Origin of the sequence: Halolamina litorea (assembly GCF_026616205.1) — an archaeon.
GTDB lineage: Archaea > Halobacteriota > Halobacteria > Halobacteriales > Haloferacaceae > Halolamina > Halolamina litorea.
The window spans coordinates 79,265-100,385 of the sequence record NZ_JANHGR010000002.1 but is presented as its reverse complement, the minus strand read 5'-3'; the positions used below and the strand labels follow the sequence as shown (position 1 = coordinate 100,385).

The window sequence follows — 21,121 nt, the reverse complement described above, 5'->3', positions numbered from 1 at the left end:
GATGGCTGTCAAAGAGTTCAAACTCCCCGACGTTGGCGAAGGGATCGCCGAGGGCGAACTCGTCTCGTGGCTGGTGTCGGTCGGCGACACCGTGAGCGAGGGCGAGATCGTCGCCGAGGTCGAGACGGACAAGGCGCTGGTCGAGGTGCCCTCCCGCTACGACGGCACCGTGAAGGAACTGTTCGCCGAGGAGGGCCAGATGGTCCCCGTCGGCGACGTCATCATCTCGTTTGACGTCGGCGACGCCGAGGGCGGCGACGCTGCGGCCGAAGCCCCCGACACGGAGGGGGAACCCGGCGACAGCGTCGACGAGGCGAAGACCGAGACCGAGGAAGCCGCCGCCGCAGAGACCCCCGAGGGTCGCGTGTTCGCGCCGCCGGCCGCGCGCCGACTGGCCCGCGAACTCGGCGTCGACATCACCGACGTGGACGGCTCCGGCCCCGGCGGCCGGATCAGCGAGGCCGACGTGCAGGCCCACCACGACGCCGCCGAGGAGCACGACGGGACCGCCGACGAGACCCCCGTCACGCCCGGCGAGGGCGAAGCGGCGGAGTCCACGGGTGCGAGCGCCGACGCGACTGCCGGCGCCGCCCCGAGCGGGACCGCGAGCCGCGAGACGACCCTCGCGGTGCCCGCGACCCGCGCGCTCGCGAAGGACCTCGGTGTCGACATCGACGCCGTGCCGACCGAGGAGACCCGCGAGGGCGAGGCGTTCGTCACCGAGGAACGGCTGCGCGCGTTCGCCGAATCCGGCGGCGAGACAGCCGAGCCCGCTACGTCGGCGGCCGACGAGGGCGCCCGCGAGGAGACGGTCCCCTACCGCGGCGTTCGCCGAACGATCGGCGATCAGATGGCGGCCTCGAAGTACACCGCCCCGCACGTCACCCACCACGACACCGCCGAGATCGACCAGCTGGTCGAGACCCGCGAGGGGCTGAAGGAGACCGCCGAGGAGAAGGGCACGCGCCTGACCTACATGGCGTTCGTCCTGAAGGCCGTCGTGGCCGGGCTGAAGGAGTACCCGATCCTCAACTCCGAACTCGACGAGGAGGAGGAGGTCATCCGGCTGAAGAACTACTACAACATCGGCATCGCCGTGGCGACCGACGCCGGGCTGATGGTGCCGGTCGTGAAGAACGTCGACGAGAAGGGGCTCCTCGAACTGGCCGACGAGATCAGCGACCTCGCCAGTCGGGCGCGGGACCGCTCGATCAAGCCGTCGGAGATGCAGGGCGGGACGTTCACCATCACCAACTTCGGGGCGTTCGGCGGCGAGTACGCCACGCCGATCATCAACTACCCCGAAACCGCGATCATCGGGCTGGGCGCCATCGAACAGCGCCCGGTCGTCGACGACGGCGAGGTCGTGGCGGCCCACACGCTGCCGCTCTCGCTGGCCATCGACCACCGCGTGATCGACGGTGCGGAGGCCGCACAGTTCACCAACACGGTGAAGGAATACTTGGCTGAGCCGACGAAGCTACTGCTATAATGGTCGTAGGAGACGTAACGACGGGAACTGAGGTACTGGTGGTCGGCGCGGGACCGGGGGGCTACGTGGCCGCCATCCGCGCCGCCCAGAACGGGCTGGACACGACGTTGGTCGACCGCGACGCCTACGGCGGGACCTGCCTGAACTACGGCTGCATCCCCTCGAAGGCGCTCATCAGCGCCACGGACGTGGCCCACGACGCGCGCAACGCCGAGGAGATGGGCGTCTACGCCGACCCCCTGATCCGCGCCGACGAAATGCAGGAGTGGAAGGCCGGCGTCGTCGACCAACTGACGAGCGGCGTCGAGAAGCTCTGTAAGGCCAACGGCGTCAACCTGATCGAGGGCGAGGCGACGTTCGTCGACGACTCCACCGCCCGGATCGCCCACGGCGGCGAGGGGCAGGGCTCGGAGTCCATCGAGTTCGAACACGCCATCGTCGCCACGGGCTCCCGTCCGATCCAGATCCCGGGCTTCGAGTACGCCGACGACCCCGTCTGGTCGTCGCGGGACGCCCTCGACGTCGAGGAGCCACCCGAGAAACTGCTCGTGGTCGGCGCGGGCTACATCGGCATGGAGCTCTCGACGGTGTTCGCGAAGATGGGCGTCGACGTGACCGTCGTGGAGATGCTCGACGGCATCCTCCCGGGCTACGAGGACGACGTGAGCCGCGTCGTCAAGAAGCGTGCCGACGACCTCGGCATCGACTTCAACTTCGGCGAGGCCGCCAGCGAGTGGGTCGAGGACGGCGACGGCATCGTCGTGACCACCGAGGACGAGGACGGCGAGGAGTCGACCTACGACGCCGACAAGGTGCTCGTGGCGGTCGGCCGCCAGCCCGTCTCGGAGAGCCTCGACCCCGAGGCCGCCGGCGTCGAGGTCGACGAGCACGGCTTCATCGCGACCGACGATCAGGCCCGCACGAACGTCGACAACATCTACGCCGTCGGCGACGTGGCCGGCGAGCCGATGCTGGCCCACAAGGCCAGCAAGGAGGGTATCGTCGCCGCCGAAGTGATCGCCGGCGAGCCAGCGGCGCTCGACCAGCAGGCGATCCCGGCGGCCGTCTTCACGGATCCCGAGATCGCCACCGTGGGCATGACCGAAGCCGAGGCCGAGGAGGCCGGCTTCGAGCCCAAGATCGGGCAGTTCCCGTTCCGCGCCTCCGGGCGCGCGCTCTCGACTGGCGAGAGTGAGGGGTTCGTCCGGATCGTCGCCGAGCAGGAGGCCGACTTCGTGCTGGGCGCCCAGATCGTCGGCCCCGAGGCCAGCGAACTGATCGCCGAACTCACACTCGCCATCGAGATGGGCGCGACCCTGGAGGACGTCGCCTCCACGGTCCACACCCACCCGACGCTCGCCGAAGCCGTGATGGAGGCCGCCGAGAACGCGAACGACGAAGCGATCCACACGCTGAACCGGTAGTCGCCGGTACGTTTTCGGTCCGCCGGGTCACATGCCCGGTATGGCCCTCTTCGACGACGAGGACGAGCAGGACGACACGACAGACAGCGGCGGCTGGGGCGTCGACGAGAGCGCAAAGCGTTCTGGTGACGTCGACGAATCCGCTGACGCCACCGGCGACCCCGCCGTCGACGACGGCTCCGAACCGGTCCCGCTCGCCGACCTCGACACCGCGACCATCGCCGACGACGATCCTCACGGGACGCTTAAACGTGCCGTCGACCCCGATGCCGGCGTGGTGATCTACGCCTACAAGAACGGCAACGCCGGCGGGCTGTCGGCGGTGCCGCTCTCGGAGACCGATCTGGTCGACGACGAGGGCGAGTAACCCCGACCGAGCCGGCCGGTTCCGAAGCGGCCCGACCGTCCGCGAGGCCTACATCTTTCCGGCTGGAGACAGTTTCGAACCGTAATGGGTGACGAACACGGGAGCTTCTCCGAGATCCGTCAGTCCGTCGACGGCCACTCGATGAAGGGGCTCCTGCGCTACTGTCTGCCGTACTGGCGGCGCCTGAGCGTGGGCACCGTCGCCGCGTTCGTGGTCCGGTTGTCGCGGCTGATCCCGCCGCTGTTGGTCGGCGTCGCCATCGACCGCGTGATCATGCAGGGCACCGGCGAGGGTGGGCTGCTCGTCAGCGCCGGACTGATCCCGGAGGGACAGATCGCCGGCGAAGCCGCCCGCCTCCAGTTCCTCGAACAGTTGGTGATCATCGCCGGCGCCGCCTACGTCGTCCGGTCGCTGGCCCGGTTCGCCTCGCGGTACCTGTTCATGTCTACCGCCCAGAAGGTACAGCGGGACCTCCGGAACGACACGTACGACCACATCCAGCGGCTCTCGCTGGGCTTCTTCGCCACCCACCAGACCGGCGCGATGATGTCCGTGCTGAACCAGGACGTGAACCGGCTGGAGCAGTTCCTGAACACCGAGATCCGGCAGGCGATCCGCGTCGTCGCCACCGTCGGCGGCATCGCGGCGATCATGTTCTGGTACTCGCCGAAGGTCGCGGTGATCGCGCTCGCGCCCGTACCGATCATCGGGCTGGCCTCCGGGAAGTTCCTGACGTGGATCGAGCCGAAGTACCGCGGGATCCGCGAGACGGTGTCGCGACTGAACTCCCGACTGGAGAACAACCTCGGCGGGGCGCGGGTCATCAAGACGTTCAACCGCTACGACTTCGAACTCGACCGAGTCTCGGACCAGAGCGAGCACTATCACGACGAGAAGGTCGGCGCGATCAAGATCAGGCGGGCCTTTTTCTCGTCGCTGCGGGTCATCACGGGGCTGGTGTTCGTCGCGATGCTCTGGGTCGTCGGCAGCGACATCGTCACCGGCTCCTCCAGCGCGCTGGAAGCCGGCGTCGTGGCGACGTTCTTCATGCTGCTGCGCCGCCTCTACGCGCCGATGCGCCGCGTCGGGAAGACGGCGAACAAGTACCAACTGGCGAAGTCCTCCTCCGAGCGCGTGTTCGGCATCCTCGGCCACGAACCCGAGGTGACGACGCCGGAGGACGCCTACGTCCCAGAGGGCGTCGATGGCCACGTCGAGTTCGACGACGTGACGTTCGCCTACGACGAGAACGAGACGATCCTGAACGGCGTCGACCTCGGCGTCGAGGCGGGGCAGACGGTCGGGCTCGCCGGGACCACCGGCGCCGGGAAGTCGACGCTGCTGAAGCTGCTGCCGCGGTTCTACGACGTTGACGAGAGCCGTCGGCTCTCGTCGGCCAATCAGACGCAGTCTGATGACGTCGACTCTGGGGCCGTGCGCGTCGACGACGTGGACGTGCGGGAGTGGGACCTCGCGAGCCTGCGCGAGCACGTCGGCATCGTCGAGCAGAACCCCTACATGTTCTCGGGGACCGCCGAGGAGAACATCGCCTACGGCGACCTCTCGGTGCTCTCGGGCGACGACGAGGGGGTGAGCGAGACGGTCGTCGACGCCGCGAAAGCCGCCGAGGCCCACGAGTTCATCACCGACCTGCCGGAGGGGTACGACACCCAGATCGGCGAGCGCGGGGTGAAACTCTCCGGGGGCCAACGCCAGCGGCTGGCGATCGCTCGGGCGCTGCTGAACGACCCCGAGATCGTCATTCTGGACGAGGCGACCTCCGACGTGGACACCGAGACCGAAGAGCAGATCCAGCAGAGCCTCGACCGACTGACCGAGGACCGGACGGCGTTCGTCATCGCGCACCGACTCTCAACGATCAAGGACGCCGACCGAATCGTGGTGATGGAGAACGGGCAGGTCGCCGAAACCGGGAGCCACGAGGAACTGCTCGCCCGCGACGGCGACTACGCGAAGCTCTGGGGGATGCAGGCCGGCGGGGGCGGGTCGGCTGGCGTGGCGACCGGGGACGATTAGTGCTCGGGAAGCGCTCCCAGAGTCGGGGTTCGCGGTGGGTTGTCTGGGCCGGCACTCGTCCCGCGGACGGCGACAGGGGCCGCGACGGGGGGTCGCGTCGTCGACGCTGTGCCGCGCGATGACGGCCTGTCGAACGCCCCCCATCAACTATAGGTGTTGTCGTGCCCCGAGGGAGGGTAACGACGTATGAGCGGTTCACCGACGTATGCATCGGTTCCGGGGGCCGGGGCGGGGCTGCCCCGAGTGGTGGCGGATGAGTGACTCGACGGGGCACTTGGGTACCGAAGAGCGCTACGCCCTCTCCAGTGACTGCACTGACGGCGAACTGCGTTCGGTCGTGAAGATATACGCTCGCAAGGTGGTCGAGGCACACGACCTCGCGGTCGCAGTCAGTTCGTTGGAGTGGGAGATCAGTCACCGCGCGAAACGGCGGGCCGGCGCGCTGTTCCATTCCGATGGGCAACCCCAGCGGATCCAGATCGCCCGACGGCACTTCGAGAACAGCGGGTGGCTCGCAGTCACCAGTACGATCCGGCACGAACTGATCCACGCACACCTCCTGAACACCGAACGGGACGTGGGCCACGGAAAACGGTTCCAACAGTTCGCCGAAGCCCTCGACACGAGCGTCCACTGCGAACGGTTCAGCGAGCCGTCCTACTGGGTACGCTGTGAGGAGTGCGATCGGGAGATCGCCCGGTACAGGGAGTCGAAACTCGTGAAGCAGGCCGACCAGTTCCGCTGTGGCGACTGTGGCGGTCGGTTCAGCGTGGTTCCCGTTGACGAGAACGGGTCCCGCTGAGCGGCGTGTGTTCGCTACGGACGGCCACGGGGCGGACCCACTTCCGTGACACGTGGCCCCGCCGTCGAGCGATGCCTGCACACCCGTGATCGACACGGGCCGGGAAACCACACGCTTGCGCCCTTCGGAACCGCTTTGACCCCCAGCACACAACTCCCACCCGAATGAAGGTCTTCGGCTCCAGCGGCACCCGCGGGGTCGCCGGGGAACAGCTCACCGCCGAGTTCGTGCTCCGGGTCGCCAAAGCCGCGGGGACGGTCTGGGACACCGACCGCGCCGCCATCGCCCGGGACACGCGAACCACCGGCGAACAGTTCGCCAACGCCGCCGACGCCGGCCTCACCGCCGTCGGCGTCGACGCCGACCGGCTGGGCGTGCTCCCCACGCCCGCCGCCGTGCGCTACGCGGAGGTCGAGGAACTGCCGGCCGTCGTCGTCACGGCCTCCCACAACCCGCCCGAGTACAACGGGATCAAACTGGTCGGCGCCGACGGCGTCGAACTCCCCGTCGCCGAACTCGAACGCGTCGAGGACTGCCTCCTCGGCGAGACGTTCGACGAGGCCGGCTGGCAGGGAGCCGGGAGTTCGACGAGGATCGAGGGCCCCCGCGACGACTACGTCGAGGACCTCCTCGGCGGCGCCGACCGCGAGGCCATCGCCGACGCCGACCTCACGGTCGCGCTCGACCCCGGCCACGGGGCGGGCGCGCTGACCAGTCCGGAGTTCTTCCGCCGGCTGGGCTGTGAGGTCGTGACCGTCAACGGCAACCCCGACGGCCACTTCCCCGGCCGCGACCCCGAACCGGTGCCCGAGAACCTCGACGACCTGGGCCGACTCGTCCGGGCGACCGACGCCGACGTGGGCATCGCTCACGACGGCGACGCCGACCGCGCCATCTTCTTCGACGAGACCGGCGAGTACATCGAGGGCGACGCCTCGCTCGCCGCGCTGGCCGCCGAGGCGCTCGAACCGGGCGACGCGACCGTCGCCGCGGTCAACGTCTCCCAGCGACTCGTCGACGTCTGCGACGACGTGGGCGCGGACCTCGAACTCACGCCCATCGGCGCGACCAACATCATCACCCGGATCCAGGAGCTACAGGCCGCCGACCGCCGGGTGCCGATCTCGGGCGAGGGCAACGGGGGAATCTTCTTCCCGAACTACCGGCTGGTCCGGGACGGCGCGTTCATCGGCGCGAAGTTCCTCGAACTGCTCGCCGGCACCGACGCCCCCGCGAGCGCCGTCGTCGAACCCTACACCGCCTACGAGAACGTGCGGCGGAACCTCAGCTACGGGGAGGAGTCCGAACTCAGCGCGATGCTCGCCGCCGCCGAACGGTACGCCGAGGAGGCCGACGTGGAAGCCAGCACCGTCGACGGCTACCGCCTCGACTACGGCGACGCGTGGGTTCTCGTCCGCCCCAGCGGCACCGAGCCGAAAGTCCGGATCTACGCCGAGGCGGGGAACGCCGGCCGGGCGACCGAACTCGCCGACGCCGTCGAGGACGAACTCCGCGCCGCGCTGGCCGACGCCTGATTCCGGGAAACGTTTCCCCGTTCTGAAACGGGTCTGACGCGGACTTATACCGCTGCCCTGCATCGGTTGTAGTACGCCGGACACCCGGCGCCGTCCGCCCTGCCCGGCGCGGACGTGACCCGAGACCTGCCCGGTCTCACCCCCGCGGCTGCCCGCCGCGGATCACCGTTTGCCCACACGTCGCGCCGCCCTTTCGGCGCGACGCTCGTTTCTCAGTCCTCGAGCGCCCGCGCGAGCCGTTCGCGAGCCTCTCTACACCGTTCGGCCTCGGCCTCGATCTCGCCGTCCTGCAGCGCCCGCCGCTGGTCGGCAGTGAGTTCGGCCTCGGCGACGACGGCGTCGCGGATGCGGTCGTAGTCGTCGCGGCGCGCGAGCGCCTGTAGCTCGCGGGCCAGCGCGACCGTCTCCTCGTCGGCGAACCGGGCGGTCACCGACACCAACTCGGCGGCGAGGTGGCGCAGCCGGTCGGCCGGCGGCGGCGAGCCGACCGTCAGCGGCTCGGCGTCGATCCGGTCGAGATAGGTACGGTGGACCGGCACCGTCGTCTCGAACGCCGTCGGGTCCTCGACGTAGTGAGAGAGCTTCGAGCCGGAGTACTGGGCGTAGGAGAGCAGCGTCGGCAACGGCTCGGCGCCGACGGCGTGGTCCTCGACGTACGTCAGGAGGTCCGCCGGGGGGCGCTCGAACTCGACCAGCGGGTAGAGCCGCGTCGTCTCGATGAGGGTCAGTAGCTCCCGAACCGGCGCCTCGTCGACGTACCCCTCGAAGTCGTCACGGACCGCAGCGTCGTAGCGCTCGATGGGCTCGGTCAGCTCCTCGGTCGGTGCCGAGAGGTCGGCGTCGCCGAGGCGCCGGAGGTCCGCGAGTTCGTCCAGCCGGCGGTCGAGCGCCGACAGGCGCTTCGAGACGGCACGTTCGGCGTCTGCGACGCGCTCCTCTGCGGCCTCGCGCCGGTCGAGGAGGTCGGCGATCCTCCGTGCGCCCTCGATCGATTCGCGGGCGCGCTGGAAGTCGCTCTCGGAGATGGTGCGCTGGTCGACCGCGTCGTCGGCCGCCTCGAACCCGTCGCGTTCGGGGAGGTCCTCGGACAGGCCGTCCACCAACTCCGCGAACTGGCTCTGGAACTCCAGATACGCCTCGAAGTCGCCGGTGCCGGTGGCCGAGTCCTCGTAGCGCTCGAACAGTCGGGCCGCCTCGCCGACCGCGTCGGCGACGGCCTGCACCGACGCCTCGCCGTGGCGCTCGATCTCGGCCTCGACCTCGGCGCGTTCGGCGCGGGCGTCCCGGAGTTCCGCGAGCAGGTCGTCGGTCGTCGGCTCCGTGGGGACCGGTCCGTCGGCGACGCTCATTCGTAGACTGCGTCGGGGTCGAACACCTTCTCGCCGACGTTCCGTGCCGTCACCGTCTCCCCGCCCTCGGCGTCCTCGACCGAGCGGTAGAAACAGGATCGGTGGCCGGTGTGGCAGGCGCCGCCCTCCTGTTCGACGACGTACAGCAGCGTGTCGGCGTCACAGTCGACGCGCACGTCGACCACCGACTGGGTGTGACCGCTGGAGGCCCCCTTCTCCCAGAGTTCCTCACGGGAGCGGGAGTAGTAGTGGGCGCGGCCGGTGTCGACGGTGCGCTGGAGGGCGTCCGGCGAGACGTACGCGAGCATCAGGACCTCGCCGGAGTCTGCGTCCTGTGCCACCGCGGGGACGAGGCCGTCGTCGCCGAACTCGATATCGATCGTCTGGCGGTCGGACATACGGGTGGGTTTGCCCTCGGGCGTAAAGAGTGCGCGGGCGGCGGCGACCACGGAGGCAGCGAGGTGGGCGCGAACGGTCGACCTGACCGAACGGCCCGGGGCGGTCGGTCACAGCCGGGAACTCGACGGCTCCATCACCGAGCCGCTGGTCAAGCCAGCCCGATCGCGGTCAACAGCCCGTAGAGCAGGTCGCCGTAGGTCAGCGCGAGCAGCAGGCCGACGAACATCGGGACGATGAACGGGAGCCCCGGCGAGAGCCAGAGTTCCTCCTCGGCGGCGACGGTTTCCAGCCCCTCCCGCAGCGTCTCGGCGTCGGTGCCGTACGCCGAGCCGTCGAGTTCGTCCAAAAAGCGCTCGGCGGCCCACGGGTCGCCGTACTCCCCGCCGGTCGCTTCACGCGGGTCGTCGGCGGCGGGGCCGTGTTCGGCGGCCGCCTCGTTGACGGCGCCGTCGGTCGGCTCGTACGTCCGGACGACGCTCGCGGGGTCGCGGTAGCGGTCGGGGGCCGCCCGCAGGTCGGCGAGCGAGAGGCCGCGCCAGCGGAGGTACATCCGGAGGGCGTCCACGTCGAGGCCCGAGCGCGTGAGCCCCGAGCGGTTCTGAAACAGTCGGCCATGGAGCCCCGACAGGTCGGCGACGGGGACGACCCGTGCGAGGAACATCGCCGGCGCGACCCGCCCTGCGAGCGCGTTCCGGACCGCGAGCACGACCGGAAAGAGGGCCCCGACGAGAACGGTGTTGGTCAGCACCGTAAACGAGAACACGCCGACGACGGTCGGTTCTGCGGGGAGAACCGGCGGCAGGTCGACGCCGAACAGCGTGACCGGCGGGTAGTAGGCGGGGTAGGTCGGGAACAGCACCGCGAGCGCCATCAGCGCCTTGGCGTCGGCGCCGCCGAAGCCGCCGATACGCCAGAAGAGGTACGAGAGCGGGACGACGACGCCGACACTCACCGCGACGCGGAACAGTTGGAGGCGGGCGAACGCGCCGGTGAACGGCCACCAGCGGACTAAGTCGGCGACGAGGAGGACGAGTCCGAGGCCGCCGATGACGTACCAGATCCAGTTGGGGACCCGCCGAGTGCGGACGTCCCGGAGCGCCGCCCACCCCAGCAGGGGCACCGCGAGCAGGCGGAGCGCGTCGCCCGTCGAGGCGACCGTTCCGAGCGCGTCGAACATACTCGGAGGCCAGCGGCGACGTGCAAAGCGTTTGGGAAAGGCTACCGGCGCCGGTCTGGCAGTCGCGGCCGGGAACGGCTACTCGGCGTGGTCGGGCAGGCGGGCCGTCGCGAGCCAGAACTCCGAGAACGCACCGATGGTCCGGATGAACTCGTCGGGGTCGACGGGCTTGGTGAGGTAGGCGTTGGCGCTCTGTTCGTAGGATTCGGCCACGTCGGCCTGGGTGTCCGAACTGGTCAGAACGACCACCGGGATCGACTTGAGCGACGGGTCCGCGTGGAGCGCTTCGAGCACGTCACGGCCGTCCTTCCGGGGGAGGTTCAGGTCGAGCAGGATGATGTCCGGGCGGGCGGCGTCGGCGTACTCGCCGCGCTGCCGGCAGTACTCCAGGGCCTCCACGCCGTCGTTCACGACGTGGAGCACGCTTGGCGTCTCGGTTCCCCTGAACGCTTCCTCGGTGAGGCGCACGTCGCCGGGGTTGTCCTCGACGAGGAGTACGTCGATCGGCTCCTCCTCCCCCGTGCACTCACTCATCGGAACCACCCTCCGCTTCCGCGGCCGGACGCAGCCCGAACCTGAACGTGGTGCCGTCGCCGGGCGCCGACTCGACGGAGATACTGCCGCCGTGGCGCTCGACGATGCGCTCACAGAGCGCCAGCCCGATGCCGGTGCCCTCCGTCTCCTGGTGGCAGTGCCCCCGCTCGAACACCTCGAACACCCGTTCCTGATCCGCCGGGTCGATGCCGATACCGTCGTCGCTGACGGTGACGATCCAGCGGTCGTCGTCGCGCTCGGCGCTGATCCTGACGCTCGGGGTGTCCTCGCCGCTGTACTCGATGGCGTTGTCGAGGAGGTTCTGGAACAGCTGGCGGAGCTGGTTCGGGTCGCCCGCCACGGTCGGGAGGTCCCCGACCGTGATCGTCGCGTCGTGTTCGGTGATTGTGACCTGCAAGTCCGCACGGACGTCCGCGAGCACCGTCTCGAGGGAGACCGGCTCCAGTGGCTCCCCGTCGGTCTCGACGCGGGAGTAGCTCAGTAGCCGGTCGATCATCTCGCGCATCCGGTCGGCGCCGTCGACGGCGAAGTCGAGGAACTCCCGGCCCTCCTCGTCGAGGTCGTCGCCGTACCGGCGCTCGATCAGTTGGAGGTACGAGGAGACCATCCGCAGGGGCTCTTGGAGGTCGTGGGAGGCGGCGTAGGCGAACTGTTCGAGGCGCTCGTTCGAGGCTTCGAGCTCCGCGACCAACTCCTCGAGTTCGCGCTGGTAGCGCCGGCGCTCGATCGCCTCCGCGATGATGTTGGCGACGCTCTGAACGAAGCTCACGTCCTCCTCGGAGAACGTTCGCTGCTCGGTGTCGTGGGCGCCGAGGATCCCCCAGGGCTCGTCGAACGGGCCGATGGCGGTGCTGATACCGCTCTGGATGCCGTGGCCGCTCAGGAGCGACGGGTCCTCGAAGCGCTCCCTGTCGGCGGGTCCCTCAACGACGACCGGCGTGTCGCCGGCGAGGGTAGCTGCCGCCTGCGAGTCGACGCCGGCCGCGGAGACCGTCGTCGCACCGACGGCGCCCTCGTCCCAGCCGACACCCTGCCGGAGCAGGAGTTCGTCGGCCTCCCCGTCGAGGTCGAGGACCTCCGCGTGCGTGACGCCGAGGGCGTCGGCGACCTGCCGGGCCGCGTCGGCCACGAGTTCGTCGAGGTCGTCGGCCTCGAGCGCCGACTGGCCGAGGTCGGCGACGACCCGCTGTTGGCGGGCTCTCCGTTCGAGTTCGCGCTCGCGGGCGACCCGCTCCGAGACGTCACGACCGATGCCCGCGAGCACCCGCTCGCCGTTGGGGTTCTCGAGGGTTGAGGCGGCGAACTCGTAAGGAATACCCTCGCCGTCGATGGTTTGGAGGTCGAGTTGGAGCTGTGTCGTCCCGGTCTCGAACCCCGACTCGATGGCGGCGGTGATCTGGTCGGCGTCCTCGTCGGCGAAGAAGTCCCGGCCGTTCATCTCCGCGATCCGCTCGTCGGAGTAGCCGGTCACGTCCCGGAGGCTGTCGTTCCAGCGCTCGACGCTCCCGTCGGCGGCGATGACGTAGAAGATGTCGTCGATGCCGTCGAGGACGCGCTCGGTGTAGGCCGTGTGGCGCTTGAGCCGTTCGTTCGAGTCATCCAGTCGGTCGACGGTGTCGGCGAGTTCGCTCTGGACCGCACGGAGGTCCTGACTCCGGCTATCGAGCTGGCGCGCCCGCATCTTCGCCCGTCCGTCGTACACCCCGACCGCGAGACCGGAGACGGCGCCGACGGCGGTCAGGATCGGCGAGGAGGCCATCGGGTCCATGATGGCTGCGGCGGGCTGGAGGTGATAGAGCACGAGCAGCGACCCCATCGTCACGAGGCCGAGCAGACACCAGGCCACGACGCCGGCGTGGAGGTCGGGATCGAGGTCGGCGTCGCTGAGCCGGTAGCCACCGTAGACCAGCAGCGAACCGGGGGTCGCGATCATGAAGCTCACGACGAGCAGGCTCCCCACGGGAACGCCCTGATCGAACTGGATCACGGTCCAGCCGGTGGCGATGAGTACGTACACGACGCCGATGGTGCTGATCACGCGCCCCTCCCCGATCCGGCCGAGGAGCCGGCCCCAGGTCCCCATACTGGTTGGGCAATAGAGAACGTCGGTAATGGGTATTTCGGCCGCCGGATACTCTGTCGTTCGAACGACACCGCCGCGGCGCCAAACCGTAGCAAGGAGTAACCTTATGTCGGACCGATCGAACTGTCCCCCATGTCGACACGTTCGGTGCGTGGTACGATCCGAGGATTGGGCTCCCGGGCGAACCCGGCGTTCGCGGGCGGGGTCGTCGCAATCGCTGTGCTGGCAGTCGGCTACATCGTCTCCGGGGAGGCCTCCGTACAAACCCACACGTACGTCCACGTGATGGCGGGGCTGCTCTGGACCGGGACGGACCTGTTCATGGGGGCCGTACTGGGCCCGGTGACCGGGGGACTGGAAGACGAGGAGAGCGCCGCGCTGTTCACGCGGTTGACGCCGAAGACGACGTTCTTCCTGCCCGCGATGGCGCTGATCACCATCACGGGCGGGATCACGCTCGCTCAGCGGCTGGGCTACTTCCCGAACAGCGAGCCGTGGCTGGCGCTGTTCACCGCCGCGAACCTGATCCCGGCGCTGCTGCTCGCGGGCTGGCGGCTCAAGGTGTTCGATGATCGGCGCTGGCAGGGGCTGTTCGCGCTCTCGGCGGTCGGCTCGCTCGCGTGGGTGGCGACGACTGTCGGCGACCTCGGGTCGATCTCGACGGTGGTCGCGCTCTCGCTGGGGATCGTGACGCTGCTGTCGGTACAGGGCTTCGGCTTCCTGCTGCCCGGCGAACTCCGGATGTATCAGGAGATGACTTCGGCCGAGCCGGACGCGAGCATCATCGCCCGGATCGGCTCGCGGAACGCGATGCTGGGCGGGGTGCAGGGGCTGTTGCAGTTGGTGTTGATCTGGCTGATGGTGTCGCTGCGCTGGGGCGGGCTCTAGGCGTTCGCGCGTGCAAGAAAGGGGACCGCCGTCGCCGCCCGATCAGATGACGCGGTTCTGGAGGTAGTCGAGGTGCTTCGCGTTGTAGACGATCTTGACCTCGTCGGTGGCCGGCGACCCGATGCAGGTCAGGCGGACGTTCTTCTCTTCGACCTCCTCGTCGCTGAGGATCTGCTGCATGTCCATGTCGATCTCGCCCTCCTTGGCGATCGACGCGCAGTTCGCACACGCACCAGCACGGCACGAGAAGGGCCAGTCGTAGCCCTGTGCTTCGGCGGCTTCGAGGATGTACTCGCCCTGGTTGACCTCGAGCGTGCCGTAGTCCTCGGCGTCGAGGCCGGCGTCCGCCGCCTGCTCGAACAGGTCGTCGTCATCCATCGACCAGCCGTGGTCGTCAAGTACTTCGTAGTTGAGGTATTCGACGGTTGGCATCACATTGACGTTCTCCTGCCACCGTATAGGGTTTTGTGGTTCAGGCCGAGAGAACGCCCGATAGCGGTGATTAGGCCGGCCAAAAGGCGCGAAACGACTTTCACGGATGCGCTCGAACGATTACGGTTCAGCCACGGAGCCGGAACCGGTCGACCGCCTCGCGGTGTTCCCGATCCCACGTCAGGGCCCGCTCGGCGGTCCACTCGACGGGGTCGATCTCGGTTTCGGCGACGCGTTCGGCGTCGGCGACGCTGCCGCCGCGGGCCAGCGTCACGTGGGGGACGTAGTTCGGCCCCTCCAGCGCGTCGACGACGGGGAACTCCTCGCAGAGGCGCCGGTGAAGCTGTTCGATCCCCTCGCTCTCGACGCGGAGGTAGACGACTGGCCCGCGGCCGTCCGGCGGGTCGGCGAAGTAGTCGAGGCCGTCGATGCGGACCGGGAACGGCCGCGTCCGGTCGAGGATCCGGCGGAGCCGCTCGCGGACGCCGCCGCCGCCCGCCTGCCACGTGTCGGACTCGATTCGCTTGACGACCAGGGTGTGGCGCTCACGGACGGTCTCGAAGGGCGTGAGCTTCGGGTGGAGGCGGTCGGCGAGGCGTTCGACGGCCGGTGGGACGCGAAGGTTCATCGATAGCTGTAGGGGCTGGCTGAGCGGTGGGGCACGGCTCTAGGGCGTCGGTCGGCGGCAAAAAGCTCGTCGGGGTGTGCGGCAGTCGGCGGGGCGGTGCGCGGCGACGGTTCAGAGCCGGTCGAGCAGCCAGAGGATCACCAGCACGACGATGACGACCCCGAGCAGGTCCGGCAGCAGGCCGAGCAGGCCGGTGAACAGTTCGAGCACTTCGCCCAGCAGGCCGATGACCAGCCACGCGACCACCAACACCAGTATGAGCTTCAACAGGTCTTCGGCTTCCATGCCGTCGACTGCGCGGGGCGGCAGCAAAAGGGCTGTGGCCGACGTTTCGGGGGGTTGACGGGCGAATCGCCGCGCTCACAGCCCCCGACCGGGACGGCAACGCCTTTACTCCGGGCCGCCGCAGTTTCGGGCGAATGGACCGACGGATCGTCCTCGCGGTTGCGCTGACGCTGCTGCTCTGTAGCTCGGGGGTCGGCGCCGCCGCGGAGTTCCCGGCGATGCAGACCGGGAACGTGGAGACCGACGCCGTGGTGCTGGAAACGGCCGTCGAGGCGGACGGCGACGCGCAGTGGAGCATCGAGTACCGGGTGGCGCTGGACGACGAGAACACCACCGAGGCCTTCGAGAGCCTCCAGCGGGACATCGAGACCAACACCAGCGACTACCGCACGCAGTTCGCCTCGCGCATGCGGTCGACGGTGGCGGCCGCCGAGAACGCGACCGGCCGGGAGATGGCCGTCGAGAACGTCACCGTCGAGGCCCAGACCAGCCCGCTGAGCGGCGAGTACGGCGTCGTCCGGTACAGCTTCCACTGGGTCGGCTTCGCCGAGGTCGACGGCGACCGACTCGCCATCGGCGACGCGCTCGCGGGGATCTTCCTCGATTCGGACACCGAACTCACGGTGAGTTGGCCCGACGGCTACGTCGCCGACGTCGCCGAACCGAAGCCGGACCGGGAGGGCGAGCGCTCGGTGACGTGGACGGGCCCCCGGGAGTTCGACTTGGGCCAGCCCCGCGTCGTCCTCCGGACCGAGAACTCGCTCCCGCCGTGGGGGCCCATCGTCGGCGTCGTGCTGTTCGGTGCCGCCGGGATCGGTTGGTACTACCGCCGACGCGCGGCGGAGAAAGCAGGGAGCGAGGCACCGACCGACGACGACGGGGCACCGATGCCCCCGCCCGATCCCACCGCCGAGCAAGCCGACGAGGGATCGGCCGGGGAGGATGCGGCCGACGCGGACGACGGGCCGGGCGACGACACACCCGAGGAACTCCTCAGCCCGGAGGAGCGCGTGATCCAACTGCTCGAACGGAACGGCGGTCGGATCAAACAGAAGACCGTGACCGAGGAACTCGACTGGAGCGCCGCCCGGACGAGTCAGGTCGTCGGGAGCCTCCGCGACGACGGGAAAGTCGAGTCGTTCCGACTGGGCCGGGAGAACGTCCTGAAGTTCCCCGACGACGGCGACGACGAGTGATCGCCCGACTGCGGCCCGTTAAGCTGGGTTAATCGTGGTGAACCCGAGTGGACGGAGTAGACGGTTTTTAGGGACGTACCGCTACGGGTGAACTGTGAACCGAGTCGCTGCGCTCGTCGTCGCGCTGGTCGTGCTCGCCGGGAGCGTGCCGGCCGCGGCGGCGCTGGCCGACGGAGCCCAAACCGGGACGGAGGATGCCGCGCCGGGCGCCACCTTCGCCGGCGTCGTGGGGGTCCAACAGGCCGAAGTGGACAACGAGGTCGCACAGCGGTCGCTCGACCGGCAGTTCGCGGCCGCCGAGTCGAACGACTCGAAAGCCCAAGTCGTCGCCGACCAACAGCGACGCCTCGACGAGCGCCTCGACGAACTCGAAGCCGAGAAGGCGCGGGTCGAGCAAGCCTACGCCGACGGCAACATGAGCCGTGGGGAGTACCGAGCGCGACTCGCCGCGCTGGGCGCCGAACTCCGTGCGCTCGAACGCCGGGCGAACCAGACCGCCGAGCGGGCGGCGGGGCTCCCCGAGGAGGCGCTCCGCACCAACGGCGCGAACGTCAGCGCCGTCCGCGAGGTGGCCCAACGGGCGAACCGGACCGGCGGCGGTGAAGTCGCCGAGGCCGCCCGAGCCATCGGCGGCCCGGGTGTCGGCGACGGACTCCGCGGCCCGCCGAACGGGACCGAGCGCGGTCCCCCCGAGAACGCCGACGGCGCGCCCGATAGCGTCGGCGGGACCGACGCCGTCGGGCCGAACACCTCGGAGGTGAACGGGAGCGGCCCGGGAGCGAACGGCCCGCCTGAGGGGGCGGGACCCGAGGGAACCGACGGAGCCTCGAACAGATCAACACCGCCGAACGCGACCGGTGGGTCGCAGAACACCACCAACGGCGCCGCCCCCGGGGAAGCCGGGCAGAACCGAACCGCGGGGACGGGGACCGACGCCGCCGGGGCGAACGGGATGAACGGCACTAACGCAGTCGAGAACACGACCCGCGGACCGCCGGCTGGCACCGGTACGAACGTGACCGGCGAGAACCGCACAGCCGGCACGGGGCAGGACTCGAACGGCGCCGCGCCGAACGCGAGCGGGCAGAACGGGCAGAACTCGACGGGCGCGAACGGGACCGCTGCCGGGAACGGAACGATGGCTGGGGAGAACGGAACAGCGGTCGGGAACGGGAACGAAACGGCCGGGGAGAACGGAACGGCCGGCGCCACGCCGCCCGGGGCCAACGGTGAAAACGCGCCGACCGCAACCGGGAACGAGACGGCCGTCGTGACGACCGAGCGAGCGATTCTCGCCGAGGCGTTCTAGAACTCGCCGTCCGGTTCCGGCACCACACCCTCTTCCTGACTGTCCAGTTCGAACTCCTGTCTGAGTTCGCGGATGCGGTCGCGGATGTCGGCCGCGAGCTCGAACTCGAGGTTCTCGGCGGCCGCCTCCATGCGGTCCTCCAACTGCTCGATCTGGCGAGCGGCGTCGTCGGCGTCGCTCACGTCGCCAGTCGTCGTCCCCGATGTGTCGGTCTTGCTGCCGGGGAGGTTCGTCTCGCCGATCGCCTTCTCGATGGTGCGGGGCTCGAAGCCGTGTTCCTCGTTGAACCGCTGCTGGATCGCCCGACGGCGGCGGGTCTCCTCGATCGCGTCGTTCATCGCGTCGGTGCGCTCGTCGGCGTACAGCACGACCTCGCCGTTGACGTTCCGGGCCGCACGACCCATCGTCTGGACCAGCGTCGTCGTCGAGCGCAGGAACCCCTCCTGATCGGCGTCAAGGATGGCGACGAGGCTGACCTCGGGGATGTCCAGCCCCTCACGCAGGAGGTTGATCCCGACGAGCACGTCGATCTCGCCGAGTCGGAGCGATCGGATGATCTCGTGGCGTTCGAGCGTGTCGGTCTCGTCGTGCATGTAGGCGACGTTCACCCCTGTCTCTTCGAGGTACTCCGTGAGGTCCTCGGCCATTCGCTTGGTGAGGGTGGTGACGAGCGTGCGCTCCTCGCGCTCGATCCGGTCGTCGATACGCTCCATCAGGTCCTCGATCTGGCCCTCGGCGCTCGTCACCTCGATGGCAGGGTCGACGAGGTGGGTGGGGCGGACGATCTGTTCGACGATCTGGTCGGAGTGCTCGCGTTCGTAGTCGCCGGGCGTCGCCGATACGTACAGCGTCTCGTCGGTCTTCTCCTGGAACTCCTCGAAAGTGAGCGGGCGGTTGTCGTAGGCGGTCGGGAGCCGGAAGCCGTTCTCGACCAGCGAGTCCTTCCGTGACTTGTCGCCGGCGAACTGCCCCTTGATCTGGGGGAGCGTCTGGTGGGACTCGTCGACGACGGTGAGGAACTCGTCGGGGAAGTAGTCGAGCAGCGTGTAGGGCGCCTCGCCCTGCTCGCGGTCCGAGAGGTGCAGCGAGTAGTTCTCGATCCCCGAACAGTAGCCCGTCTCCTGCAGCATCTCCAGGTCGAAGGTGGTGCGCTCTTCGATGCGCTGGGCGGCGAGGAGGTCGCCCTGTCGCTGGAAGTGCCGGACGCGGTCGTCCATCAGCTCCTCGATCTCGGCCATCGCGTTCTGGAGTCGGTCCTCCGGGATCGAGTAGTGCTCCGCCGGGTGGAGCAGGACGGCGGGCTCCTCGCTGACGACATCGCCCTCCAACGTGTCGACCTTTCGGATGCGGTCGATCTCGTCGCCCCAGAACTCCACGCGGACGGCGTAGCGGCCGTACATCGGGAATATCTCGACGGTGTCGCCGCGGACGCGGAAGGTGCCCTGCGTGAAGTCCACGTCGTTGCGCTCGTAGTTGAGGTCGACCAGTTGTCCGAGCAGTTCGTCGCGGCCGATCTCTTCGCCCTGTTCGAGGCGCAGCGACATGTCGACGTAGTTACGCGGGTCGCCCAGCCCGTAGATGGCCGAGACCGAGGCGACGACGATCACGTCCTCGCGGGTCAGCAGCGAGCGGGTCGCGGAGTGGCGCAGGCGGTCGATCTCGTCGTTGATCGAGGCGTCCTTGTCGATGAACGTGTCCGTCTGCTCGACGTAGGCCTCGGGCTGGTAGTAGTCGTAGTAGGAGACGAAGTACTCGACGGCGTTGTCCGGGAACAGCTCGCGGAACTCCTCGTACAGTTGTGCGGCGAGAGTCTTGTTGTGGGCGATCACCAGCGTCGGCCGCTGGATCTCCTCGATGGTCCACGAGACGGTGTTGGTCTTCCCCGAGCCGGTGACCCCCAGCAGCGTCTGGGTGTCCATCCCCTCGCGGAACCCCTCGGAAAGCTGCTCGATGGCCTCGGGCTGGTCGCCCGCGGGCTCGAAGGGAGCGTCGACGCGGAACGGGCGCTCGGCGTCGGGCCGGTCCGGAGAGAGCGGGCCGCTCTGGGAGTCGCTCATTGGGGAAAACACGGGTCGAACGGACTTGAGCGACCCGGTCGTGGAACACCTTGCCACGCCGAGCCGAACGGCTTTCCCGCCGGGAAGCCGACGCTACAGCCATGACCGACGACCGGCTCAGGACGGCCAGCGAGGAGCTTAGACAGGCGAGCGCGGCGACCGAGGACGCCGAGGTCCAGCGCCGCCTCTACGACCAGTCCGACCGGATCGCTTCGCTCGCGGCCGCCGACGAGGCGCCCGACGGCGACACCCTGATGCAACACCTCCACGCGCTGGGTGACCTCCGGGAGGCGACGGGCGGCGACGTGAGCGAGCGCGTCGACGCCGCGCTCGAGGCCGTCCGCGCGGTCCGGGACGACGGCGAGAACTGAGCGAACCCCTTCGTTTCGAGTGGAACTATTGAGGGATACAGCTCTCTCCCGAGCGCCGCCGATACGGCCTCAGCAGACGTTTTTCGGTTCGACACCCATCGACTCCAACGTCCCGACGTACCAGTCGTAGGCACCCTCGACGACGCCGGTGCCGACCTCATGGGCGTCCTCCCAGTCGCCGTCGTCGGCCCGGTCGGCGAGCAGGTCGGCGGCCGCATCGCGGAACTCACCGAGTTCGCCCCGGAACGCGCGGAACTCGTCGGCGCTCTTTCGGTCGGCGTCGCCGACGAAGAAGCCGACCAGTTGGCCGGCGAGCTCTTCGAGCACGAGGAACGCCGCCGCCATCGCCGCCGGCCGGTCGGCGGGCTCGACGGCCCCGAGGGCGTCGGCGGTGACGTGTGTGACCGAGTCTCCCCCGGCGGCTGCCCCGCTGTCGAAGCTCTCGGCAGCATTTGCCGCGAAGTCGGTGGCCTCAGCGAACAGGTCGGCCACGTCGCCGTCGGCGTCGTCGGCCCAGCCGTCGAGAACCGGCGCGAGGGCGTGGAGTTCGCGTGCGATCCCGCGCCGGACGGCGTCGCCGTCCATCTCCCCGCGGGTGAGCGCGTAGACGGCTTTGGAGGAACTCAGCCGCGAGAGTTCGGTCCGGTGGGCGGCACGGATGTCCTCGAGGAACGTGTCGGCGTCCATACCGCAGGGTGGGAAAGCAGCGGCTTGTAGCCCACGGTCAGGGCGAGG

The 21,121-nt window shown here is 69.3% G+C and carries 20 protein-coding genes; 10 read left to right on the top strand and 10 right to left on the bottom strand.

All coding sequences use genetic code 11. The features are described from left to right. The first annotated feature begins 1 nt into the window (after nucleotide 1). The 6 genes from NO998_RS11380 to glmM all read left to right on the top strand — a co-directional run bounded on the left by NO998_RS11380 (nucleotide 2) and on the right by glmM (nucleotide 7,657). Entirely contained in the window at nucleotides 2-1,492 is a 1,491-nt protein-coding gene (locus NO998_RS11380) for a dihydrolipoamide acetyltransferase family protein (protein WP_267647319.1), read from the top strand. After that, complete coding sequence (lpdA, locus tag NO998_RS11375) at nucleotides 1,492-2,916, top strand: dihydrolipoyl dehydrogenase (protein WP_267647318.1); 1,425 nt, start codon at nucleotides 1,492-1,494, stop codon at nucleotides 2,914-2,916. Before NO998_RS11380 ends, lpdA begins: the two co-directional genes overlap by 1 nt. A gap of 40 nt (nucleotides 2,917-2,956) precedes the next feature. Continuing rightward, nucleotides 2,957-3,283 carry a hypothetical protein gene (locus NO998_RS11370; RefSeq protein ID WP_267647317.1) on the top strand — a complete coding sequence of 109 codons (327 nt, stop codon included), beginning with the start codon at nucleotides 2,957-2,959 and terminating at the stop codon, nucleotides 3,281-3,283. An 84-nt stretch (nucleotides 3,284-3,367) separates the two neighbouring features. Beyond that, nucleotides 3,368-5,320 (top strand): ABC transporter ATP-binding protein, encoded by a 1,953-nt coding sequence (locus NO998_RS11365; RefSeq protein ID WP_267647316.1) that lies wholly within the window; start codon nucleotides 3,368-3,370, stop codon nucleotides 5,318-5,320. Nucleotides 5,321-5,573: 253 nt separating this feature from the next. Then, nucleotides 5,574-6,122 (top strand): SprT-like domain-containing protein, encoded by a 549-nt coding sequence (locus NO998_RS11360; RefSeq protein ID WP_267647315.1) that lies wholly within the window; start codon nucleotides 5,574-5,576, stop codon nucleotides 6,120-6,122. 164 nt (nucleotides 6,123-6,286) lie between these two features. Further along, nucleotides 6,287-7,657, top strand: coding sequence for a phosphoglucosamine mutase (gene glmM, locus NO998_RS11355; RefSeq protein ID WP_267647313.1), 1,371 nt, complete (start codon nucleotides 6,287-6,289; stop codon nucleotides 7,655-7,657). Nucleotides 7,658-7,869: 212 nt separating this feature from the next. On the opposite strand, the gene NO998_RS11350 is transcribed toward glmM, so the two are convergent. From NO998_RS11350 to NO998_RS11330, 5 genes are all read right to left on the bottom strand, one after another. Then, the gene (locus tag NO998_RS11350; RefSeq protein WP_267647312.1) at nucleotides 7,870-9,006 is read right to left on the bottom strand and encodes a DUF7118 family protein; all 1,137 of its coding nucleotides are present in this window, start codon (nucleotides 9,004-9,006) and stop codon (nucleotides 7,870-7,872) included. Then, nucleotides 9,003-9,404 (bottom strand): phosphoribosyl-AMP cyclohydrolase, encoded by a 402-nt coding sequence (hisI, locus tag NO998_RS11345; protein ID WP_267647311.1) that lies wholly within the window; start codon nucleotides 9,402-9,404, stop codon nucleotides 9,003-9,005. Before hisI ends, NO998_RS11350 begins: the two co-directional genes overlap by 4 nt. Before the next feature lie 149 nt (nucleotides 9,405-9,553). Further along, nucleotides 9,554-10,582: an A24 family peptidase gene (locus tag NO998_RS11340; RefSeq protein WP_267647310.1), complete on the bottom strand. Its 1,029-nt coding sequence runs from the start codon at nucleotides 10,580-10,582 to the stop codon at nucleotides 9,554-9,556. 78 nt (nucleotides 10,583-10,660) lie between these two features. Continuing rightward, nucleotides 10,661-11,116 (bottom strand): response regulator, encoded by a 456-nt coding sequence (locus NO998_RS11335; RefSeq protein WP_267647309.1) that lies wholly within the window; start codon nucleotides 11,114-11,116, stop codon nucleotides 10,661-10,663. After that, complete coding sequence (locus NO998_RS11330; protein ID WP_267647308.1) at nucleotides 11,109-13,220, bottom strand: ATP-binding protein; 2,112 nt, start codon at nucleotides 13,218-13,220, stop codon at nucleotides 11,109-11,111. Before NO998_RS11330 ends, NO998_RS11335 begins: the two co-directional genes overlap by 8 nt. A 168-nt stretch (nucleotides 13,221-13,388) precedes the next feature. On the opposite strand from NO998_RS11330, the gene NO998_RS11325 reads away from it, so the two are divergent. Beyond that, complete coding sequence (locus NO998_RS11325) at nucleotides 13,389-14,108, top strand: hypothetical protein (RefSeq protein ID WP_321169531.1); 720 nt, start codon at nucleotides 13,389-13,391, stop codon at nucleotides 14,106-14,108. A gap of 42 nt (nucleotides 14,109-14,150) precedes the next feature. Here NO998_RS11325 and fer read toward each other — a convergent pair whose 3' ends face one another. From fer to NO998_RS11310, 3 genes are all read right to left on the bottom strand, one after another. Then, the gene (fer, locus tag NO998_RS11320) at nucleotides 14,151-14,540 is read right to left on the bottom strand and encodes a ferredoxin Fer (RefSeq protein WP_267647306.1); all 390 of its coding nucleotides are present in this window, start codon (nucleotides 14,538-14,540) and stop codon (nucleotides 14,151-14,153) included. Nucleotides 14,541-14,667: 127 nt separating this feature from the next. Then, nucleotides 14,668-15,168: a 2'-5' RNA ligase family protein gene (locus NO998_RS11315; protein ID WP_267647305.1), complete on the bottom strand. Its 501-nt coding sequence runs from the start codon at nucleotides 15,166-15,168 to the stop codon at nucleotides 14,668-14,670. Between the two features lie 111 nt (nucleotides 15,169-15,279). Next, the gene (locus NO998_RS11310; protein ID WP_267647304.1) at nucleotides 15,280-15,453 is read right to left on the bottom strand and encodes a DUF7554 family protein; all 174 of its coding nucleotides are present in this window, start codon (nucleotides 15,451-15,453) and stop codon (nucleotides 15,280-15,282) included. 134 nt (nucleotides 15,454-15,587) lie between these two features. On the opposite strand from NO998_RS11310, the gene NO998_RS11305 reads away from it, so the two are divergent. Further along, complete coding sequence (locus tag NO998_RS11305; protein WP_267647303.1) at nucleotides 15,588-16,649, top strand: helix-turn-helix transcriptional regulator; 1,062 nt, start codon at nucleotides 15,588-15,590, stop codon at nucleotides 16,647-16,649. A 94-nt stretch (nucleotides 16,650-16,743) separates the two neighbouring features. Continuing rightward, entirely contained in the window at nucleotides 16,744-17,958 is a 1,215-nt protein-coding gene (locus NO998_RS11300) for a DUF7096 domain-containing protein (RefSeq protein ID WP_267647302.1), read from the top strand. On the opposite strand, the gene uvrB is transcribed toward NO998_RS11300, so the two are convergent. Next, nucleotides 17,955-20,015, bottom strand: coding sequence for an excinuclease ABC subunit UvrB (gene uvrB / locus NO998_RS11295; RefSeq protein WP_267647301.1), 2,061 nt, complete (start codon nucleotides 20,013-20,015; stop codon nucleotides 17,955-17,957). The two genes, NO998_RS11300 and uvrB, sit on opposite strands and share 4 nt — an antisense overlap. 101 nt (nucleotides 20,016-20,116) lie before the next feature. Between uvrB and NO998_RS11290 the strand changes: the two genes are divergently transcribed. Continuing rightward, nucleotides 20,117-20,386, top strand: a complete 270-nt coding sequence (locus NO998_RS11290; RefSeq protein WP_267647300.1) for a DUF7553 family protein — start codon at nucleotides 20,117-20,119, stop codon at nucleotides 20,384-20,386. Between the two features lie 69 nt (nucleotides 20,387-20,455). Here the strand turns inward: NO998_RS11290 and NO998_RS11285 are convergent, their stop codons facing one another. Next, nucleotides 20,456-21,073, bottom strand: coding sequence for a transcription antitermination protein (locus tag NO998_RS11285; RefSeq protein ID WP_267647298.1), 618 nt, complete (start codon nucleotides 21,071-21,073; stop codon nucleotides 20,456-20,458). Nucleotides 21,074-21,121: the final 48 nt, after the last annotated feature.